This is a genomic window from Brucella tritici (assembly GCF_008932285.1).
In the GTDB taxonomy this organism is placed as follows: domain Bacteria; phylum Pseudomonadota; class Alphaproteobacteria; order Rhizobiales; family Rhizobiaceae; genus Brucella; species Brucella tritici.
Genome location: NZ_WBVY01000003.1, coordinates 901,664 through 920,583, shown reverse-complemented (window position 1 = coordinate 920,583; position 18,920 = coordinate 901,664). Strand labels below are relative to the sequence as shown.

Sequence of the window (18,920 nt, the reverse complement as noted above, 5' to 3'; positions counted from 1 at the left end):
TCTGGGGGTTGCGGGGAGACTTGAAATCTGACTCTCTGCTGGCATGGACCACATTAGAGCAACCGAGCAAGGATGTACTGATCGAACTGGCACCGCGCTTGCAGCCCCGGACAAGACGTCGCCCAAACTGCTTTCAACGGAAAGGAAAGAAGGGCCAAAGGATCGGCTTCTTGTCTTATGCGACTATCCTGGCGAAGTTGAGTCGACCAATAATGGCTCTGAGCGAAAACTCTGCCCCTGCGTGATCCAGCACAAGGTTACGGCCCTGATGGGCCAGATCGTCGACGTTGCCAATAACTGGCTCGGCCTGAAATGGCAGGAACTGACGGCGTACTCGGATAACAAACCCGCAATCAGGCTTTACGAAAAACACGGTTTTGACGGGAAGGCCTGCTGCGCTCCTACGCTTTTCGACAGGACAATATGTCGATGTCCTGACCATGGCACGCTTGCGTTTCTGAACAGGTTGCCTCCCTATTCACTTGACAAAAAGCGAGGCTTCAAGGCACTATCGAACAAATAGTGAACATATGGAATCTGTCATGCGCATCATGGGAAAGCTCGACTATCTCGAAATGCCGGCTGGAAACGGATCGCTCGATGCGACCAAGAGCTTCTACGCGCGCGCTTTCGGCTGGTCTTTTGTCGATTATGGCACAACCTATTCGGCCTTTTCAGAAGGATTGGACGGCGGTTTTGATGCCGACAGAGCGGCCACCGCCAAGCCATTGCCCGTCCTCTATGCCGCAAGGCTGGAAGAAATGCTGGCTTCCGTGAAGGAAGCGGGTGGAACGATTGTGAAACCCATTTTTACCTTCCCGGGCGGACGTCGCTTTCATTTCACCGACCCTGCGGGCAACGAACTTGCGGTCTGGAGCGACAAGTAGCCTTGCCAAGGAGCGATGTCAGCAAGGTTGACAGGTTGGGTTCCATGACAATGATGAAGCGCGTTCAATACGATTCACACTGTCAGAAATCGGTAAAATGCGTTTCATTATGCCCTCTATCCTATTGTCCTTTATCGCAGCCCCCGCCTTTGCTGAAACAAAGCCCCTTTTAAAAGAAGAAGCGCCGCTCAGCCGCTGTGCAGAATTCTTAAAAGGCATGAGTAATGTCGAGAAAGGCAAAGGCTTTGCCGTTCGGGATAGCCGTGATGGCTGTGTGCTCTCAAACGCATTGTTCAGCTCCGGCGATCTGATGAGTTGGGCGTTTGACCGGGTAGAGATTGAAGGCGACCGGCTTCATGATTTTATGTCCGACGCGCCAGATATGGCTTCAAGCCCACCGCAATGGGCGCGTCTCGCCATTGATGGTGTGCGGCTGTCCCTCAAGATCGATGATAAACTGACCAAGTTTATAAGTTCTGTTCAGCAAACGCCGTCGGACTTTACAGCTTCGTACCGTTTCGATCCGAAAGACGGTTATTTGCATATCCAGAATGCCGAGATGAGCAATGTCAGGCTGGGCAAGGTCGCCATTTCAGGCGAACTCAACCTGCCTACCGGATCATCCATCGCCGAACTGACAGCAAATCCGACAGCGACCCTTTCCCGTTTGCACCTGCGTCTTGATAATCAGGGAATATGGGAGAGCCTGATTGTGCCTTCTCTCGCCAACGTGATCTTCCGTGCTTGGTCAAACGATGATGCAGATCCGGAAACGGCAATCGCTCAGTACATCACTGTGGCAAGTGCGGCAGTACAGGCGATGCCCGACGGCCAGATTGATGCAGAATCGAAAAAGGCATTGCTGCGCTTCATCCAGGACATGCCTAATCCGACTGGTTATTTTGCACTTGATTTGAGCTTTGAAACACCTGTTCCAATCGGCCTGAGCGATTTGTCTCCTGAAAAGCTCGCCCCCCGCGCATTGTCAGATGCAAAAATGAGCGTGAACTACAAGGCACGTTAGAGCATTTGCAGCAAAAGTGCGAAGCGTCTGCGCGAGGAAATCAATCCACTGGACTGATTCCCAGCCCCGCTTCACTGCACAGGATAATGCGTAAAAACAAAGATTTAAAGTGTGACCACAGCTCCAGTCTTGACTGGAACTGTTGTAATCAGCATCGAAAATGGCCAAGCGGGTTCACGTCAGATTGACCCCGCTCAACTGCTCTTTCTATTGGCCTTTTGAGCTCTTTCCGGCGAAAACTGCTTCACCGGCTTTGCTGGGGAAAATCTAGCTCGCTTCGCGCAGGCGTTCCGCGGTCTGCAAATCCACCGACACAAGCTGGCTCACGCCCTGCTCACCCATGGTCACGCCGAAGAGACGGTTCATGCGCGCCATGGTGATCGGATTATGTGTGATGACTACGAAACGTGTTTCGGTCGAAGCCGCCATTTCATCCATCAAATTGCAGTAGCGCTCGACATTATGATCGTCGAGCGGCGCATCCACTTCGTCGAGTACGCAAATCGGTGCCGGATTGGTCAGGAACACCGCAAAAATGAGCGCCATAGCTGTCAGTGCCTGCTCACCGCCGGAAAGCAGCGTCATGGTCTGCGGCTTCTTACCGGGCGGACGGGCGAGAATTTCCAGACCGGCTTCCAATGGATCATCGCTTTCGATCAGCTGCAATTCAGCTGTTCCGCCGCCAAAGAGATGCGTGAACAGACGCTGGAACTGCACATTCACCACGTCGAATGCAGCCAGCAGGCGCTCGCGCCCTTCGCGGTTGAGGCTCTGGATTGCCTGGCGCAGCTTCTTGATTGCCTCAATCACATCTTCACGCTCGGATACAATAGTATCGAGACGTCCTGACAGTTCTTCCTGTTCCTCATCGGCGCGCAAATTGACAGCACCGAGCCGCTCGCGCTCAATCTTCAACCGCTCCAGCTGGCGTTCCAGCTGATCGGGATCAGGCAAAGCTTCGTCCGGCCTTAAACCTGTCTGGCGAATAGCCTCATGCGGTGGGCAGTTCAAAGCTTCGGCAATACGTGCTTCGGCATCCTTGCGCCGCTCTTCTGCCGCCGCGAGACGTTCTTCGGCACGCGCACGCTGTTCGCGACTTGCGGCGAGCTGCTGGATGGCAAGGGTCGCAGTCTTGTCGAGTTCCGCCTGCGCAGCCTCAGCCTCAGCCAGAATATCGCCAGCCTGTTTCCGAAGGGCATCGGCCTGCGAAAGTTCGTTCAACAGTGCTCGGCGGCGGGTCTCGATTTCGTCAGGCGCTTCCGCAAGGGCCTCGGCTTCATCCGCTGTTTCCGCACGGCGATCGTTCAATGCAGCTATATGTCGGTCAGCATTTTCAGCGCGGGATTTCCAGTTGCGGCGCTCCAGCGCAATCATTTCCAGCCGCAGCTTGCCGGCATCGGCCTCGCGCCGCAGCCCCTCATAGGCGGCGCGCGCTTCTGCCAGAGCCGTGCGGTCCGACATGACTTCGCTGCTCAATGCGGCAAGGCGTTCGCCAATCGCATCGATATCCGGCATTTCGCCAAGCCGCTCTTCGGCTTCCGTGACACGGATCTGCGCTTCTTCGAGATTTTCTTCCAAATGCGCCTTGCTGTCTTCCAGACCGGCACGGCGTGTTGCCAACTGACCGGCTGCACGCTCCGCAGCCGCGAGAGCCTCACGCGCTTCATCAAGCTTGCGCTGGTTGGCACGCCATTGATCGCGCGCGACACGTTCCTGTTCGACGGCCTCGCGGACGCCTGCTTCGGTTCGCTGCACATCCTGCTCAGCCTGCTCGGCACGTTTGCGCGCGGCAATCGCTTCCTGTTCTAGTTCCGCCAGCCGGTTTTTTTGTGCCAGTCGCTGGGCTGTCGGGGTCGGCGCATCGACGCTCGCTGTATAACCATCCCAGCGCCAGAGCGCACCAGTCTTGCTGACGAGCCGCTGGCCGGGCTGCAACATGGTTTGCAGGCGCTTGCCTTCACTTTCCGAGACAACGCCGACCTGTGCCAGCCTACGGCGCAATTGCTGCGGCCCTTCTACCAGCCGATCCAAAGGTGTCACGCCGTCGGGCAGAGCGGGATCGGCATTGGCTGCGGGATTGTAAGCCCAGTAGACCGGTGCGTGTTCATCGCTGGCCGCATCAAGATCTTCGCCGAGTGCCGCACCAAGTGCTACTTCATAGCCTTTCTCGACACGCAGTTCTTCCACCACCGGCGGAAATTGTCCCGTTTCGCCCGCATTCAGAATGCGGGCCAGCGTCTGCGCTTCCGTTTCGATACGGTTCAGCTCCGTGCGCGCTTCGCTCAAAGGCTGGCGGCTGGCGGCTTCCGCTTCGCGTGCGCTTGCAACAAGCTCTTCCGCGCTAGCAACCAGTTCCTCGGCGGATGCCAGTGCTTCTGCACAGCGGTCGACCACGATGCGCTTTTCCGCAGGATCGAACAGGCCACCGATCTGTTCCGCGACAGCAGCGATGTCGCGCTCGATCACTTCCATCTGGACAGAAAGACGGTCACGACGATCACGTGTTTCCTTCAATGCCCGCTCGATCTGCACACGCTCTGCGGCAGCTTCGGCACGTTCAGCCGTAACGCGGGACAAAGCGCTCTCGCTGTCCTGTAAGCGAACTTCCGCTTCCTCAAACAGTGCATGCAGTTCCTGATCACGCTCGCCGGATTCTTCGGCGGAAGCGATCAGTTCCTGTTCTTCGTCATCGAGACGCGCCAGAATATCGGCGTTCTCACGCATCATTTCTTCTTCGCGCGCGATGTCGGCGGAAAGCTGCTCAAGACGCTTTATCAACTCTGCCCGGCGGGCACGAAGACGTTCGCCTTCCTCATCAAGCTGCGTTCTGGCAATGGAAAGACGCTGCAATGCAGCCGCGGCTTTCGCTTCAGCTTCACGCAGTTCGGGCAGTTTGTGTGCGCCGACCGCCTGTACTTTCGCCGCGTTCATCTGGGCTTGCGCCATGTCACCGACAGCCGAGGTTGCCTGCGCCAGGGCGCTTTGCGCCTCGCCTTCCTGCATCTTTGCCTGCGACCAGCGCAAATGCAGAAGTGCGGCTTCCGCCCGGCGAATATCTGCGGAAAGTGCCTTGAAGCGGTTCGCCTGACGCGCCTGACGTTTCAGACTTTCGATCTGGCTTCCAAGCTCGCCAACCACATCGTCCAGACGCTCGAGATTGGTTTCAGCAGCACGCAGGCGCAGCTCGGCCTCATGACGGCGCGTATGCAGGCCGGAGATGCCAGCCGCTTCTTCCAGAAGCGCACGACGGGCTTGCGGCTTTGCCTGAATAAGCTCGCCAATGCGCCCCTGCCCGACCATGGAGGGCGAACGTGCGCCGGTGGACTGGTCCGCAAAGAGAAGCTGCACATCCTTGGCGCGCGCTTCCTTGCCATTGATGCGGTAGACCGACCCGGATTCCCGTTCGATACGGCGAGAGACCTGCAATTCGTCCGCATCATTGTAAGCGGCAGGCGCGGTGCGGTCGGAATTGTCGAGAAAAAGCGTGACTTCCGCAGTATTGCGCGCGGGCCGCGTGGCCGAGCCGGAAAAGATCACATCGTCCATGCCGGAGGCGCGCATGTTCTTGTATGAGCTTTCACCCATCACCCAGCGCAGCGCTTCGACCAGATTGGACTTGCCGCAGCCATTCGGGCCGACAACGCCGGTCAGCCCGCCTTCGATGACGAACTCCATGGGCTCAACGAAGGATTTGAAACCGACAAGGCGCAGCTTGGAGAAGCGCATCAGAATGCCCCTCCTGCAGCGAGAGCGGTGCCTGTTAAAACTGGGTGGTGGAACCGCTCCAGCTCATTGTTTGTACGCATTATCCCACGCAAAACCGCTTCGCACTTTTGCTGGAAATGCTCTATCTCAAAAACGCAAAAAGCGGGCGCAGAGAAGCGCCCGCTTTTCGATCTGAAAAACGGATTAGAGAAGCTTGTCGATGATTGCCGAAATTTCGTCAACCGAAAGCGCTCCAGCGTATTTTTGTCCGTTAATGAAGAAAGTCGGCGTTGCATTCACACCGAAATCCTTCGACCCACGCTCCATCGTTGCCCTCACATCATCGAGAACTTGCTGGTTCGTCAAGCAAGCCTTGAAGGACTCCTGTGTAAAACCGGCAAGTTTTGCAATTTGCAGGAGAGCTGCTTCGCCATCTTCGGCGGTCGCCCACTGTTGCTGCTGCTTGAAGAAAACGTCGACCATCGGGAAATAGCGGTCTTCCGGTGCGCAGCGCGCAAGCATGAAAGCGGCAGTCGCGCGCGGATCGAACGGGAACTCACGGAAGATGAGCCGTGCTTTGCCCGTATCGATATATTTTTCCTTGATTTTCGGGAATGTGTTGATCGTGAAATCTGCGCAATGCGGGCAGGTCAGCGATGCATATTCAACGATGGTGACCGGCGCGTCAGCCTTGCCATAGACCATATCCTTGAGCTTGCCGGGTTCGGCAACCTTGGCCGCATCGACGGTGCCTTCAGGATCGCGCTGCTGTGCATTCGCGCCACCGGCGAACGCCAGTCCGGCAGCCGCTGCTCCGGCAAGAGAAATAACGTGTCTGCGATTAAACGCTGCAGGCATCCGAATCATCCAGTCCTGTTTTAATAGTTGACTTCGACATACAATCTAAAGCGGCAGATCGCACTTCGCTAGACCCACGGCGTTCACATGACAGTCAGCACCTTGCGTTTTTTGTCTTCATATTCGCGACAATCAATTGGGGTGCCGAGTTCAAACTGCTGAAAGCTTGCATCAATTTTATGGCAGCAACCCGACTTCAGCTGTCCTTACCGTCCTTTCGACTGGTTGTCCGCTTCTCTGCGAGAATGTTCTTGCCAAGACGCGCCAGTGCTGCGCGAAGCGCATCATCCTCGATACCGTCTGTAGCCTTGTCAATGCGACGTTCTTCGGCAGGCCCAAGCGGCGCCAGCCTCTTTATCCGACGCTTGGTTGGAATGACCGGCGGCTTCTGTTCGATGCGAATGCGCCCGACCGCCGAGAAACCGAGAAAGCCATTGATGCGACTGATGATTTCCCCTGTTTCATGCTGGACTTGCAAGGCAGCGAAGCCTTCGCAGGCGATAATCAGCGTAGCTGGTGAAAACGGATCATCCTCATGCAGACGACGCGGCCAGATAATGCGCAGCGGACGTGACGTTGCGCCGATTGCAGGGCCGATTATATCTTCCCACGACTGAAGCAAGGCGAGATTGATACCGGCACGCTTTTGCAGCATCGGGTCCACCAGACCCGAAGCCATGTCTGCCAGCGGCCTGAAACCGCGTCTGGATGTTGGTTCGCTCATCGCGCTCCATTATAGCCGCGAAACCACTCGACAAACAAAGGAATCCCCTGATCGAGTGTCGTTTTCGGACTAAAGCCAAGATCGCCAGCGGCAAGCGTGATATCGGCATAAGTGCGCGGCACGTCGGCGGCTGGCATGGGTTCCAGCTTGCGGATCGCTTCCTTGCCCGTCGCTTTCTCGATTGCAGCAATGAAATTGTTCAGCATTACGGGCCGGTTGTTGCCGAGATTATAAACAGGTGCGGTATCTTCCGGTTTGTCGAGTATGCGCCGTACCGCACCGACGACACCGCTGACGATATCGTCCACGAAGGTGAAGTCCCGCTGCATCTCACCATTGTTGAACACCCGGATCGGCTCACCCTTGAGGATCGCGGACGTGAACAGCCATGGCGCCATGTCAGGCCGCCCGTAAGGACCGTAGACGGTAAAGAAGCGCAAGCCCGCAGAGTGAAGCTTGTGCACGTGACGGTAGGAGTAGGCCAGTAATTCGCCCGAACGCTTTGTCGCGGCATAGATCGAGACGGGATGATCGACAGGATCGCTTTCGGAGAAAGGCACCTTTTCATTCGCGCCATAGACCGACGATGAGCTGGCGTAGACGACAGGCGGTCGCTTATCCAGTCTCAGCGCGGTTTCGAAGACCGTGACCTGTCCCTGCACATTAGCGGAGATGTAGGCTGTGGGATTCTCAATGGAGTATCGCACACCCGCCTGTGCTGCCAGATGCACGATGATATCTGCATCCCGATCAGCGCCGATCGCCGCATTGAACGCTTCTGCATCGGAAATATCCGCCTTTGCGAACCGGAATCCTTCCCTCATAAGAAGTTTGGAGAGCCGGGTTTCTTTCAAGGCAACCGGATAATAGTCGTTCACATTGTCTATGCCGATGACCTGCCAGCCTTCATCCAGCAGTCGTTGCGCCGTGTGGAACCCGATAAACCCGGCTGCGCCCGTAACAATGGCTTTCATGCGGCTGATTTCTTTCTAAAAATATACGAGATGAGACCTGCGCGGCGCGCGGCCATCATTCGCCGCGATGCAGCCGCATTCAGTGCTGCGAGGAAGAACATGGTCGACGCAATGGTCACCTCGTGCAAAAGCGGATTGTGCAGCATGCCGTAGCTGCCGCACACCGCCGCGAAGTAGATTAATGCTCGTCGCATCGCCCAACTGTCCGCTGTACGCCACAGATAGACGAAGATCGAGATAAATGCACAGGCCATAAAGATGAGGCCGACAATTCCGTCGTTCAGCAACTCATCAAGAACCGTGTTATGGACATGACGGAAGCCTTCCAACATTGGAGCCTTGTCACCAGCCTCAGCCTTCACGAAATCCATCTTCGAATAGGAGCCGACTCCTGTGAAAGGGTGAGTTTTGATGACATGGGACGCGCTCGTCCACATGACCTCGCGGATATCGGCAGACACTTTATCGTCCCAATTGGAACTGTTGCCGCTGTCATAATATTCCACCATACCCGCGAACCGTTTGGAGATAATATCGCCAACCGGTCCGACAACGACGAGAGCCGCTATTGCTGCGAACAGTATCGCATAAGCTGCTCCCTGTTGTCTGATGCTGAAACGCCTTAGGAAAATAAGAATTTCTATGGCCGCAAATATTGGCAATACCACAATGACTGCACGTGTTTCAGAAGTTAAAACCGCGGTGAACCCCAACACCAGCCAATGTGGGCCGTTCGGCAAATATCGGGAGGCGTTGTGCAGGGGGACTGCAGCCGAGATCGCCGCCACTGCTGCAACGAATGCAAAGACTGCCTGATTGCCGCCGACACCAATACGGCCGCCATTGGTCACAGCAAGATAAAGCGCGATGACCACGGCAAGCAACGTTCCAACGCGTGCGCCAAGGACATAAGCTCGCAGTGGATCACGGATAAGCACCATTCCGGAACCGGCAAAAGCGAAAATGGTGATCAACAGAGTATAGCCGATCTGCCGGTTATCTTGGAAAGGCTCGCCTCGAAACAGGATTAAGCCCAAAGACCAGACAGCATATAAGACGATGAAAATATAGAATTTTTTTGCGAACATACGTGTCGTCGCGTGACGTCCGCAGGCGAGATAAATACCAATGCATGAAAAGACGAAAAGTATCAGCGGTCCAAAACCGATGCGAATGGGCATCGCTGCCGACGCTATTCCGAGCACCCAGGAATCTATCCGGCGCCGCAGGAGAAAAGACTTTTTAAAATAACTCAATCTCTGTCCTCTCTTAAGCCCTTCTTATCAAGAGCGTAGGCGATTCGTCGGACATAGTCAGTTGCTCGAAACAGAAGGGTAGTTATCCTTTTGTATACGGGTAAACGCTTCTTGGCGTAGGCAGAACGCCCCTGAGCGATCGTAGAAATCGCAATATCCGAAAACTCGACGACCGGCTTGTCGGTCGTAAAAACCTGATACGCACCAGCCCACCCGCGTTCCAATGCAACATCATAAGGCAGTCGCATGGGCCGGAGCGCTTTCAGCATTTTCGACGCACCTTCCCTGGTTACGACATATGCTGCTGAACTGCCCAGCGGGCCATGTAGACAGCGACCTATGGAGAACCGATCGTCGGCTTTTTGAAACGGGCGAAAGGCAGCCGTCCTGTGATTCACGAGCTTAACCGCATCCCAACCCGTCACCTTTGTCAAATGCGTCAGGAACGGTTGAAAAGCAGGCGTGAAAACTACGTCATCTTCCACAATGACCGCAAAAGATTCAGGTGCTGCGGCTATCATTTCCAGCACTTGGATATGGCTGAAATAACAACCGATTTCTGCGGGCAGTACAGTTTTACCGTGCCAACGGCGAAAGCCTGCATCATCGAAATCCGTCAGTTCTTCCGGAGACAGCAGTTTTCCCTCAACGGCTTCCACGCGTCGGAGTTCGATCGAAAGCGCATCCGCATTGGACTTCAGCCTGTCCCAGCGATCCCGTGACCGCGCAAGATTGATGACATAGACAGGTACAGAATGGTCCACTTATTCTCTTTCCAACCGAGCACATCAGAGGCCCACAGTGAGACTTCTATGCGCTAGTATCTATTATGCACAGCGTTGTTTCCATCAATTGTAAAAATAAGGCATTAATCAGAATGCTGCCCAACTGTTAACCGATGTCCTTCTCATGCTGAATTCTACCAATACCGATCAATCCACAAAGCTCCTGCGCTGGTATGACCGGCACCATCGCGTTCTGCCGTGGCGCGTGAGCCCGTCCGAACAGGCCTCCGGCGTCAAGCCCGATCCCTATCGCGTCTGGCTCTCCGAGATTATGCTTCAACAGACGACGGTGGAGGCGGTCAAGTCCTACTTCATGAAATTCGTCAATCGCTGGCCCACCGTTCAAGCCATGGCAAAGGCGAGTGAGGACGATATCCTGCGTGCATGGGCCGGGCTCGGTTATTATTCGCGTGCACGCAATCTGAAGAAATGTGCCGACGCGGTGGCCTTACAGCATGAGGGCAAGTTTCCGGACAATGCCATTGCACTGAAGGAACTGCCGGGCATCGGCGATTACACTTCGGCGGCGATCGCCGCAATCGCGTTTGGCGAGGCGGCTGCCGTCGTCGACGGCAATGTGGAGCGTGTAATTTCGCGGCTCTACACAATCGACACGCCCCTGCCCGCTGCAAAAGCTGAAATCCGCGCACTTATGGGTCAAATGACGCCCATCGACAGACCGGGAGACTTTGCTCAGGCCATGATGGATCTGGGCGCAACCATATGCACGCCACGACGACCAGCCTGTGCGATCTGCCCGCTCAACGATGATTGCTTGGCTCTCAAATCACGCGATCCGGAGGAGTTTCCGGTTAAGGCCCCCAAAGCAGAAAAGCCAATTCGCACCGGGGCGGCGTTCATCGCCATTGCGGGGGATGGTTCAATTCTCCTGCGCAAGCGGAAAGGTGAAGGCTTGCTTGCCGGAATGACCGAAGTTCCGGGCAGCCACTGGACGGCGCGTTTCGACGGAGATGCAACAATCGCTGCAGCACCATTCCCGGCACAATGGAACGCTTCCGGTTCAATCACGCATGTTTTTACACATTTCGAACTGAGATTGTCGGTCTACCGCTCCGAGAATGTCAGCAAGAGTGCGTCTACGGACGGATGGTGGTCACAGCCAGACGATCTTTCCGATGAGGCGCTGCCCACCGTCATGAAAAAGGCGATCATCGCCGCCATACCAGAAGCATTCAAACGAGGGAGGAGAAACCATTGAGCAGTCCCGTCAAGCATGTCGTCTTCGATATTGGCCGGGTTCTGATCCATTATGATCCTGAACTTGCTTATCTCGATGTCATTCCCGATGCTTCGGAACGGCGGTGGTTTCTGGAAAACATCTGCACCAGCGCATGGAATATCGAGCAGGATCGCGGCAGAAGCTGGCAGGAAGCGGAATCACTCCTGATCGATACATATCCCGAGAAACGCGATCATATTTGTGCGTTTCGGCAAAACTGGAACCGCATGGTTCCCCATGCGTACGAGGACAGCGTCGAAATTCTGCGCGGCCTGATCAGCCATGACAATGACGTCACCATGCTGACGAATTTCGCTTCAGACACTTTCCGCGAAGCACAGGTTCGCTTTCCCTTTCTGACCGAAAGTCGGGGCGTCACCGTATCGGGCGACATTCATATGCTGAAACCCGACCGCGAAATCTACGATCATCACGTTGCATCGTTCGACCTTGATCCTGCGGCAACGCTTTTCATCGACGACACAATGCACAATGTGGATGGCGCCAGACAGGCTGGCTGGCAGGCCGTGCATTTTACGGATGCGGGCAAGTTGGGCGCTGATTTGAAAGCCCTAGGTCTCGCCTTCTAGAGCATGTCTCCCGAAAACGGGAACCGGTTTCGGGCTAAGACATGCGTAAAAACAAACGGATAGAGCATTTCTTACGATTCAATCAAAACAGGAAATGCTCAAGCCTAAAATAGCGAAGGCGCCCGAAGCCGATGCTTCGAGCGCCTCACTATCAGACTATGCTGGAGGCCGTCCGATAACTAATCGTTTGCGCATCTTTTCCGAAAACCGCTTCGCACTTTTCGGGATGCGCTTTAAGCGCCTGCAACTGCCATCTGGTCGCGAATGACCTTGCGCAAGGCGTCAATTGGCTTCAGCGCGCCGTTTTCCTCGTAGTGCCAGAAAGTCCATCCATTGCAGGCATCAAAGCCCTGAACCTTTGCACCTATACGATGGATCGAACCCGCTTCACCGTTGGCAGCCAGCGTACCATCCGCGCGAACAATGGCAGCAAAACGGCGACGTTCATCACAAAGCACCGTGCCGGGACGAAGAAGCCCTGCTTCGAGGACGCTGGTGAACGCGACACGCGGCTCAGCCCGTTTGCCCGTCATCACCGTCAGTTCGGCTTTGCCGAGCGGTTCAACAGCGTCGATACGGGCCGTCGCTGCATCGATATAGCTCTGTTCGCGCTCGATACCGACGAAGTGGCGTCCGAGGCGCTTGGCAACCGCACCCGTCGTTCCGGAACCGAAGAACGGATCAAGAATGACGTCACCCGGCATGCTGGATGCCATCATGATGCGGGCAAGTAATGCTTCCGGCTTCTGGGTTGGATGAACCTTGTCGCCATTTTCGTCTTTCAGCCGTTCAGAACCGGTGCAGATGGGGAACAGCCAGTCCGAGCGCATCTGTACGTCGTCATTGGCGGCCTTCATCGCTTCATAATTGAAGGTGTAACCTTTGCTCTTCTGATCGCGCGAAGCCCAGATCAGCGTTTCATGAGCATTCTGGAAACGACGGCCGCGGAAATTCGGCATCGGGTTCGTCTTGCGCCAGATGACATCATTCAGAAGCCAGAAGCCAAGGTCCTGCAACTGCGAACCGACCCGGAAAATATTGTGGTAGGAGCCGATGACCCAGATGGTGCCATTCGGCTTCAGGACACGACGGCAGGCCATAAGCCATGCACGCGTGAAGGCATCATAGGCCTGAAAGCTCTCGAACTGATCCCAGTGATCGTCAACTGCGCTGACCATCGACTGGTCGGGACGATGCAAATCGCCACCAAGTTGGAGATTATAGGGAGGATCGGCAAAAATGACGTCCACGGAATGATCCGGCAGGCGTTCGAGAGCCGCGACGCAATCACCTTTGATGATGGAGTCAAGCCAGGCGGTACGCGGAGCCTCAATGGGCAACTCATGTGCAAGACGTACAAGAGACATGGGATACTCGATTACCTGTGGACGCAAAAAACTTGTCCTTATGGTTACCGGGTAGGGTAAATATGCAGTTAACGCCAAGTGATTGAAATCGTAAATCTTTTCTTAAACGAGGTGGAAAGTCCGCGGTTCCGGGCTTTTCATGGTCAATTGACCCTCGACATTTTGCCGCCTGTCATCTTAACGCCGCGATTGCTATGCAATTGTAACTTTAACTTCTTGCCCTTGATAAGGCTTGGTTATCCCTTTTTGCCTATAATCGGCAGTCAACTTCTGAATTTGCGTGGCGGGCATGCGCGTCGCCCCGCTTGTCCGGTGTATTTTATGATGAATATCGCTGAACTGCGGCATAACCGGTATTTGCGGGTTCTCTTTGTACCCTTTCGCATGCGTGCACTGGTTCGCGGCAGCGAAATAGGCCTCGTTATCGCCGGCACCGTCATCGGCATCATTTCAGGGCTGATGGTTGCCGCAATTGGCAGCATTTCCCAATGGATGCATCAGGCAATCTTCGCTCTTGAACCCGGCGAAAAACTGAGCTCGGCGGCATCATTGCAACCCAGCGCTTATATCGCGCCGCTCGCGGGCGGCATCTTGATGGGGATCGTGATCTGGGTTCTCGCGCGCTGGCGCAAGCGGCCCATCGTCGACCCTATCGAAGCAAATGCACTTCATGGCGGACGCCTGTCGCTGACGGACAGCTTCATCCTCGTCGGACAGAACCTGATTTCGAACGGTTTCGGTGCATCGGTCGGGCTTGAAGCCGCTTATACGCAGCTTGCGAGCGGTTTCGCATCCCGTATCGGTCGGGCACTCAAGCTTCGTCGCGCCGATTTGCGAACGCTGGTTGGCTGCGGCGCTGCGGCAGCTATTGCCAGCGCCTTCAATGCTCCGCTGACTGGGGCATTCTATGCATTCGAACTCATCATCGGCGTCTATTCGATTGCCACGCTGGCGCCTGTCGTCGTGGCGGCGATCGTCGGTGCGCTGGTGACGCAGGCAATTGGCGGAGCGCCCTTTGTCATCGATATCGGTCAGATCAACGACATCACCCCGCGCGACTACGTGCCAGCGCTCGTTCTCGGCTTCTTTTCGGCAGGTATTGCCATCCTCATCATGCGCGGGGTTACCTTTGTTGAGAAGGTCGCTCGACGCAGCGTGGTGCCGAATGTTATGGCGCCAGCAATCGGTGGGGCCGTCGTCGGCATGATCGCTTTCATTTCGCCTCAGGTTCTGGCCTCAGGACATGGGGCGCTGCATCTCGATCTCAATGCAAATATCACTATTCCGGCGCTCCTGCTCCTGATCCTCAGCAAGTCGCTTGCCTCTGCCGTCTCCATTGGCGCAGGTTTTCGCGGCGGTCTGTTCTTCGCATCGCTATTTCTCGGCGCGCTGACGGGCAAGCTGTTTGCCGCGGTGGCCGGAGCGGTGCTGCCTGCCGGCCTGGCACTTGCACCTGAGGTCTATGCCGTTATCGGCATGAGCTCTCTTGCCGTGGCGGTTGTCGGCGGCCCGATGACCATGACCTTTCTTGCGCTGGAAATGACCGGTGACTTTCCTATCGCGATGCTCGTTCTTGGAGCCGTCGTCTCGTCCTCGCTGATGGTGCGGAAGACCTTCGGTTACTCCTTCGCAACGTGGCGCTTTCACCTGCGCGGCGAGGCTATCCGGTCCGCGCACGACATTGGCTGGATACGCAATCTGACCGTAAACCGGATGATGCGTCACGATGTGCGAACCGTGCTGATCGATACCGATATAGAAACCTTCCGGCACGATTTCCCTCTTGGCTCGACCCAGCGCGTCATCGCGGTCGATGCCGATGGACGCTATGTCGGCATGATCCCGGTTCCAGAGGTCTATGCCGACAGCTTCGACACATCCGACGGCGAACACAGCATCAGCGAGCTTCTCAAATATCAGGACGAGTTCCTGCTGCCCCAGATGAACGCCAAGGAAGCCGTCGCCCGTTTCGACCGGGCAGAAAGCGAAGCTCTGGCCGTGGTAAACAACGCACAGGAGCGTAAGGTGCTCGGTCTTCTCAGTGAAGCGCACACCCTGCGTCGCTACAGCGAGGAGCTGGACCGACGGCGGCGTGAAGTTTCCGGTGAGGTCTGAACCCGAACCAGCCGCGATTTGACGACTTCGCCATAAAGGTGTAGCTCAATCGCGGTGTTTCCGGCTGCTGCCGGTGCCCACTCCTCCCAATAAAAGGCTATGATCATGGCGGCACCGTCCCTCATTATTTTCGATTGCGATGGCGTTTTGGTGGATTCCGAAATTATCGCAGCGGAAGTCGAATCCACGCTTCTAACCGAAGCCGGTTATCAGATCGCCGCAGATGAAATGGCTGAACGTTTTGCCGGTCTGACGTGGCAGGATATTCTCCTCACCGTGGAGCGCGAAGCAGGGATTCCGCTTTCGGCATCGCTTCTCGACAAATCCGAAAAGATTCTGGACGAGAAGCTCAAGAACGAAGTTCAGGCGGTTGAGGACATCGTGGAAGTTGTATCGGCGCTGAAGCTGCCGAAGTGCATCTGTTCCAATTCGACCAGCCATCGATTGGAAAGCATGCTGAAGCGTGTCGGTCTTTACGAATTGTTCGCGCCCAATATCTTCTCAGCGAAGGAAGTCGGCACCAAAAAGACCAAGCCTGCTCCAGACGTGTTCCTTTATGCAGCCAAGCAATTCGGCGTCGATCCGAAAGATGTCATCGTGATTGAAGATTCCGCGCATGGCATTCAGGGCGCTCGCGCTGCTGGAATGCGTGTGATCGGCTTTACGGGCGGTGCTCACACCTATCCCGGCCATGCCGACAAGCTGACCGATGCCGGTGCGGAAACCGTCATCCATCGCCACAAAGATTTGCCGAGCGTTATCGAAGCCCTGTCCATCTGGACTGATGCCTGAACGAGATAATCCGACGCCTGGCTTTTGTCAGGCGGCGGATTGCTTGTTGCGCCCCTTGGGCGGAGCATTGAGAATGGCCAGAAGCTCTTCGGCTTCGCTCTCAGAGAGGCCGATCAGCATACGGGTTCCCATGATGACGGGCTCGCCAGTGGACGTATCGAAGATCGCCCAGGTGTCCGTCGGTTCAAGAATGCGTTCATATTTCTGTTTCATGAGACCACACTAGCGCAAATCTATTGCCATTCATTTCACGCAGGCAGTCGCATTTAATTCGAATTTTATCGATCTGAATTTATTCACAAGCATTGGCGCAATCAAACTTTTCAGCGACGGTTTTGCTGCACTTCTGTCTTGTTTTCCGCAAACGGATCGCTACCGGCGCCATACATCTTCGTGCTTGCGGCTGAACCACTCGTTCATCTGACGGCAGATAGTCGTTTAATCTAAAAAAGAACATTAATTTCAATATGATCAACACATAATAATATTATTAATCGAAACTGTTGCAACGTTGATTAAATTTGCATAATCTGCGCCTGCAACAGTTTGTTGTAAATTATGTCGGTTATGTTGATATGATTGATTTTATAGAACTAAATAATGATCAGAGGCGTGAAAAGGTTAACTCCGATCAACGCTATGAAGCCTTTCAGCAAGCATCTGCAACGGTCAAAAGCTTCCGTGGTTCATTAGTTTGGCATAGTGTTGGCGGAACCGAACATTTGATGCGCAGCTATTATAATTCTGCCGGAGTCAGACGTCAAAAGGTGGAAGGTCGCCGCTCACCAGAAACTGAGGCGATAAAAGTCAAATGGGATGCAGCTCGTCAAGCCGCGCAAGAGGTCTTGAGCGCGCGCAAATCTCAAATGGAACGCCAGACAGCTGTTAATCGCGCACTACGGCTTGGCCGCGTACCTCATCTTACGGCTCGGATTATTCGAGCCGTCGACAATGCTGGCTTGCTTGGTGCCGGGATTCGGATCGTTGGTACTAATGCGATATTTGCTTACGAAGCAATCGCCGGTGTGTTTGTGGATCCAGGCATCACTGCCACTGACGATATCGATCTGCTCATGGATGCGCGTCGTTCTCTCAAAATGGTCGTAGATGACGACATAAAGAATAACTCACTCCTCGGCCTCCTGAAGAAAGTCGATAAATCTTTTGAACGTACACGTTCCAGCTATCGCGCCGCAAACCGAGAGGGATATTTGGTTGACTTAATCAAACCTCCAGCCAAACCCATTTGGAGGGAAAGCCGTGAAAGCATTGGTAACGGTGAAGATGAACTTGTTGCTGCTGCGATCGAAGGGCTTGATTGGCTCGAAAATTCGCCACCCTTCGAGGCAATTGCGATTGATGAAAAGGGCGAGCCTTTGCGTATCGTCGCTCCGGACCCACGTATTTTTGCCGCTCATAAATTCTGGATCTCCCAAAGGGGAGATCGTGAACCAGTTAAGCGTCAACGTGATCGTGCGCAGGCAGAAACCGTTGCCCAATTGACGACCACTTACTTTAAACATCTTCCATATGAGGCGTCCGAGCTACGTGCACTGCCACGAAACGTTTTTGAAAATGCAGCACCCTTGTTCATCGATACTTAACCGCAAATTTATTCGACAGCCAGGATCAAGAAAATCATACCTGTTATATTGATATCGTAAAAGGTTGCGTTTCTAACAGTCTCTAATGACCACGGCATTCAACGTGCCAAGCATGCACTCTGTAAGTTTTTGTCGGCCCACTGAGCAAAACTTCAAGCCGAATACTATTAAATGGAAAAGCCAAAATTAAATAATGCGCGGAAATATCTTTCCGCGCATTATAACTAAAAGAACGATTTCATGATCATGCGCCTGACGGCAATTCATTATTTCGTGTTGTAAGGACCTTCATCGAACCCTACGAAAATCTGGATATTGTTCTTGTCCGCCATCGGCACGGTGATCGTCTTGTCATTGAAGACGAACTGTGTAGCGGTATCTCCATTGGCTATCGTAACCGCCTGCTTGTGCAGCTTGGAATAGATAACCTGATCGCCCTGGCGGACGGCAACACGGATTGGCATGGTGATGGTGCCGCTCTTGTATTTTGGTCCAGGTACGACCTTGCCGGCAGCAGCGACGTCAATCGTCATGGTCCCTGCGCCATGCTGACAGGCGCGGGTCGTATCTGTCAGGGCGGCTTGATAGATCACACGCGCGGGATCCTTGTCACCGCCCTTCTCATACGTATTGAAGAAGGCTGTGCCGTCACGCAGCGAAACCGAAGGGCAGAAAGCGCGCAGCTCGGATTCCTTGATGCGCTGGTCGCCGGTAGCGGCGGGAGTGGTCAAGGAAGAACCTGAGCCTCCGTCGGCAGCCTTATCGGTGCCACTGGTTGTGCAGCCTGCAAGGGCTGCGAGCAAAACCGTTGCAAAGACTGGAAACAACGATGAACGATTCTGTGGTGCTGTTTGCATAAACCGGGCTTCCCTGCACTGATCGACCTGTCTTCTACATCACGCATGTGTGTAGCGCGATGACGTTTTCCCGTTTTTTGCTCCGGAGAGCAACCCCATACACGTCAACATGCTTTAAAACCTTGCGGCTTTTTTAGGGAGG

General features: G+C 54.8%; 16 protein-coding genes. 7 read left to right on the top strand and 9 right to left on the bottom strand.

Going from position 1 to position 18,920, the window contains the following annotated elements; genetic code table 11:
* The first annotated feature begins 542 nt into the window (after positions 1–542).
* Complete coding sequence (locus F9K94_RS14255) at positions 543–887, top strand: VOC family protein (protein WP_151646350.1); 345 nt, start codon at positions 543–545, stop codon at positions 885–887.
* Between the two features lie 97 nt (positions 888–984).
* Positions 985–1,911, top strand: a complete 927-nt coding sequence (locus tag F9K94_RS14250; RefSeq protein WP_151646348.1) for a hypothetical protein — start codon at positions 985–987, stop codon at positions 1,909–1,911.
* 267 nt (positions 1,912–2,178) lie between these two features.
* Here F9K94_RS14250 and smc read toward each other — a convergent pair whose 3' ends face one another.
* From smc to F9K94_RS14220, 6 genes are all read right to left on the bottom strand, one after another.
* Positions 2,179–5,637 (bottom strand): chromosome segregation protein SMC, encoded by a 3,459-nt coding sequence (gene smc / locus F9K94_RS14245; protein ID WP_151646345.1) that lies wholly within the window; start codon positions 5,635–5,637, stop codon positions 2,179–2,181.
* 183 nt (positions 5,638–5,820) lie between these two features.
* Positions 5,821–6,474, bottom strand: coding sequence for a DsbA family protein (locus F9K94_RS14240; protein WP_151646343.1), 654 nt, complete (start codon positions 6,472–6,474; stop codon positions 5,821–5,823).
* 196 nt (positions 6,475–6,670) lie between these two features.
* Positions 6,671–7,198 carry a DUF721 domain-containing protein gene (locus tag F9K94_RS14235; protein WP_151646341.1) on the bottom strand — a complete coding sequence of 176 codons (528 nt, stop codon included), beginning with the start codon at positions 7,196–7,198 and terminating at the stop codon, positions 6,671–6,673.
* Positions 7,195–8,172 (bottom strand): SDR family NAD(P)-dependent oxidoreductase, encoded by a 978-nt coding sequence (locus F9K94_RS14230; protein WP_151646339.1) that lies wholly within the window; start codon positions 8,170–8,172, stop codon positions 7,195–7,197. The genes F9K94_RS14235 and F9K94_RS14230 overlap by 4 nt, the downstream gene beginning before the upstream one ends.
* Positions 8,169–9,146, bottom strand: a complete 978-nt coding sequence (locus F9K94_RS14225) for an O-antigen ligase family protein (RefSeq protein ID WP_235920624.1) — start codon at positions 9,144–9,146, stop codon at positions 8,169–8,171. Before F9K94_RS14225 ends, F9K94_RS14230 begins: the two co-directional genes overlap by 4 nt.
* A 278-nt stretch (positions 9,147–9,424) precedes the next feature.
* Positions 9,425–10,192, bottom strand: a complete 768-nt coding sequence (locus tag F9K94_RS14220; protein ID WP_151646335.1) for a glycosyltransferase family 25 protein — start codon at positions 10,190–10,192, stop codon at positions 9,425–9,427.
* A 145-nt stretch (positions 10,193–10,337) separates the two neighbouring features.
* Here F9K94_RS14220 and mutY point away from each other — a divergent pair, with 145 nt between their 5' ends.
* Together mutY and F9K94_RS14210 are read left to right on the top strand one after the other, a co-directional pair.
* The gene (mutY, locus tag F9K94_RS14215) at positions 10,338–11,432 is read left to right on the top strand and encodes an A/G-specific adenine glycosylase (protein ID WP_151646333.1); all 1,095 of its coding nucleotides are present in this window, start codon (positions 10,338–10,340) and stop codon (positions 11,430–11,432) included.
* Positions 11,429–12,043, top strand: a complete 615-nt coding sequence (locus F9K94_RS14210; protein WP_151646331.1) for an HAD-IA family hydrolase — start codon at positions 11,429–11,431, stop codon at positions 12,041–12,043. Before mutY ends, F9K94_RS14210 begins: the two co-directional genes overlap by 4 nt.
* A 233-nt stretch (positions 12,044–12,276) precedes the next feature.
* Here F9K94_RS14210 and F9K94_RS14205 read toward each other — a convergent pair whose 3' ends face one another.
* Complete coding sequence (locus F9K94_RS14205; RefSeq protein ID WP_151646329.1) at positions 12,277–13,410, bottom strand: site-specific DNA-methyltransferase; 1,134 nt, start codon at positions 13,408–13,410, stop codon at positions 12,277–12,279.
* 324 nt (positions 13,411–13,734) lie between these two features.
* On the opposite strand from F9K94_RS14205, the gene F9K94_RS14200 reads away from it, so the two are divergent.
* The gene (locus F9K94_RS14200) at positions 13,735–15,525 is read left to right on the top strand and encodes a chloride channel protein (protein ID WP_040130233.1); all 1,791 of its coding nucleotides are present in this window, start codon (positions 13,735–13,737) and stop codon (positions 15,523–15,525) included.
* A gap of 105 nt (positions 15,526–15,630) precedes the next feature.
* Positions 15,631–16,317, top strand: a complete 687-nt coding sequence (locus F9K94_RS24695) for an HAD family hydrolase (RefSeq protein WP_040130235.1) — start codon at positions 15,631–15,633, stop codon at positions 16,315–16,317.
* A gap of 27 nt (positions 16,318–16,344) precedes the next feature.
* On the opposite strand, the gene F9K94_RS14190 is transcribed toward F9K94_RS24695, so the two are convergent.
* On the bottom strand, positions 16,345–16,530 hold the full coding sequence (locus F9K94_RS14190) for a hypothetical protein (RefSeq protein WP_012090863.1): 186 nt from the start codon (positions 16,528–16,530) through the stop codon (positions 16,345–16,347).
* Between the two features lie 308 nt (positions 16,531–16,838).
* Here F9K94_RS14190 and F9K94_RS14185 point away from each other — a divergent pair, with 308 nt between their 5' ends.
* Positions 16,839–17,921, top strand: coding sequence for a nucleotidyltransferase family protein (locus F9K94_RS14185; RefSeq protein WP_235920623.1), 1,083 nt, complete (start codon positions 16,839–16,841; stop codon positions 17,919–17,921).
* A 266-nt stretch (positions 17,922–18,187) separates the two neighbouring features.
* Here the strand turns inward: F9K94_RS14185 and F9K94_RS14180 are convergent, their stop codons facing one another.
* Positions 18,188–18,778: a hypothetical protein gene (locus F9K94_RS14180; protein WP_012090861.1), complete on the bottom strand. Its 591-nt coding sequence runs from the start codon at positions 18,776–18,778 to the stop codon at positions 18,188–18,190.
* Between the last annotated feature and the right edge of the window lie 142 nt (positions 18,779–18,920).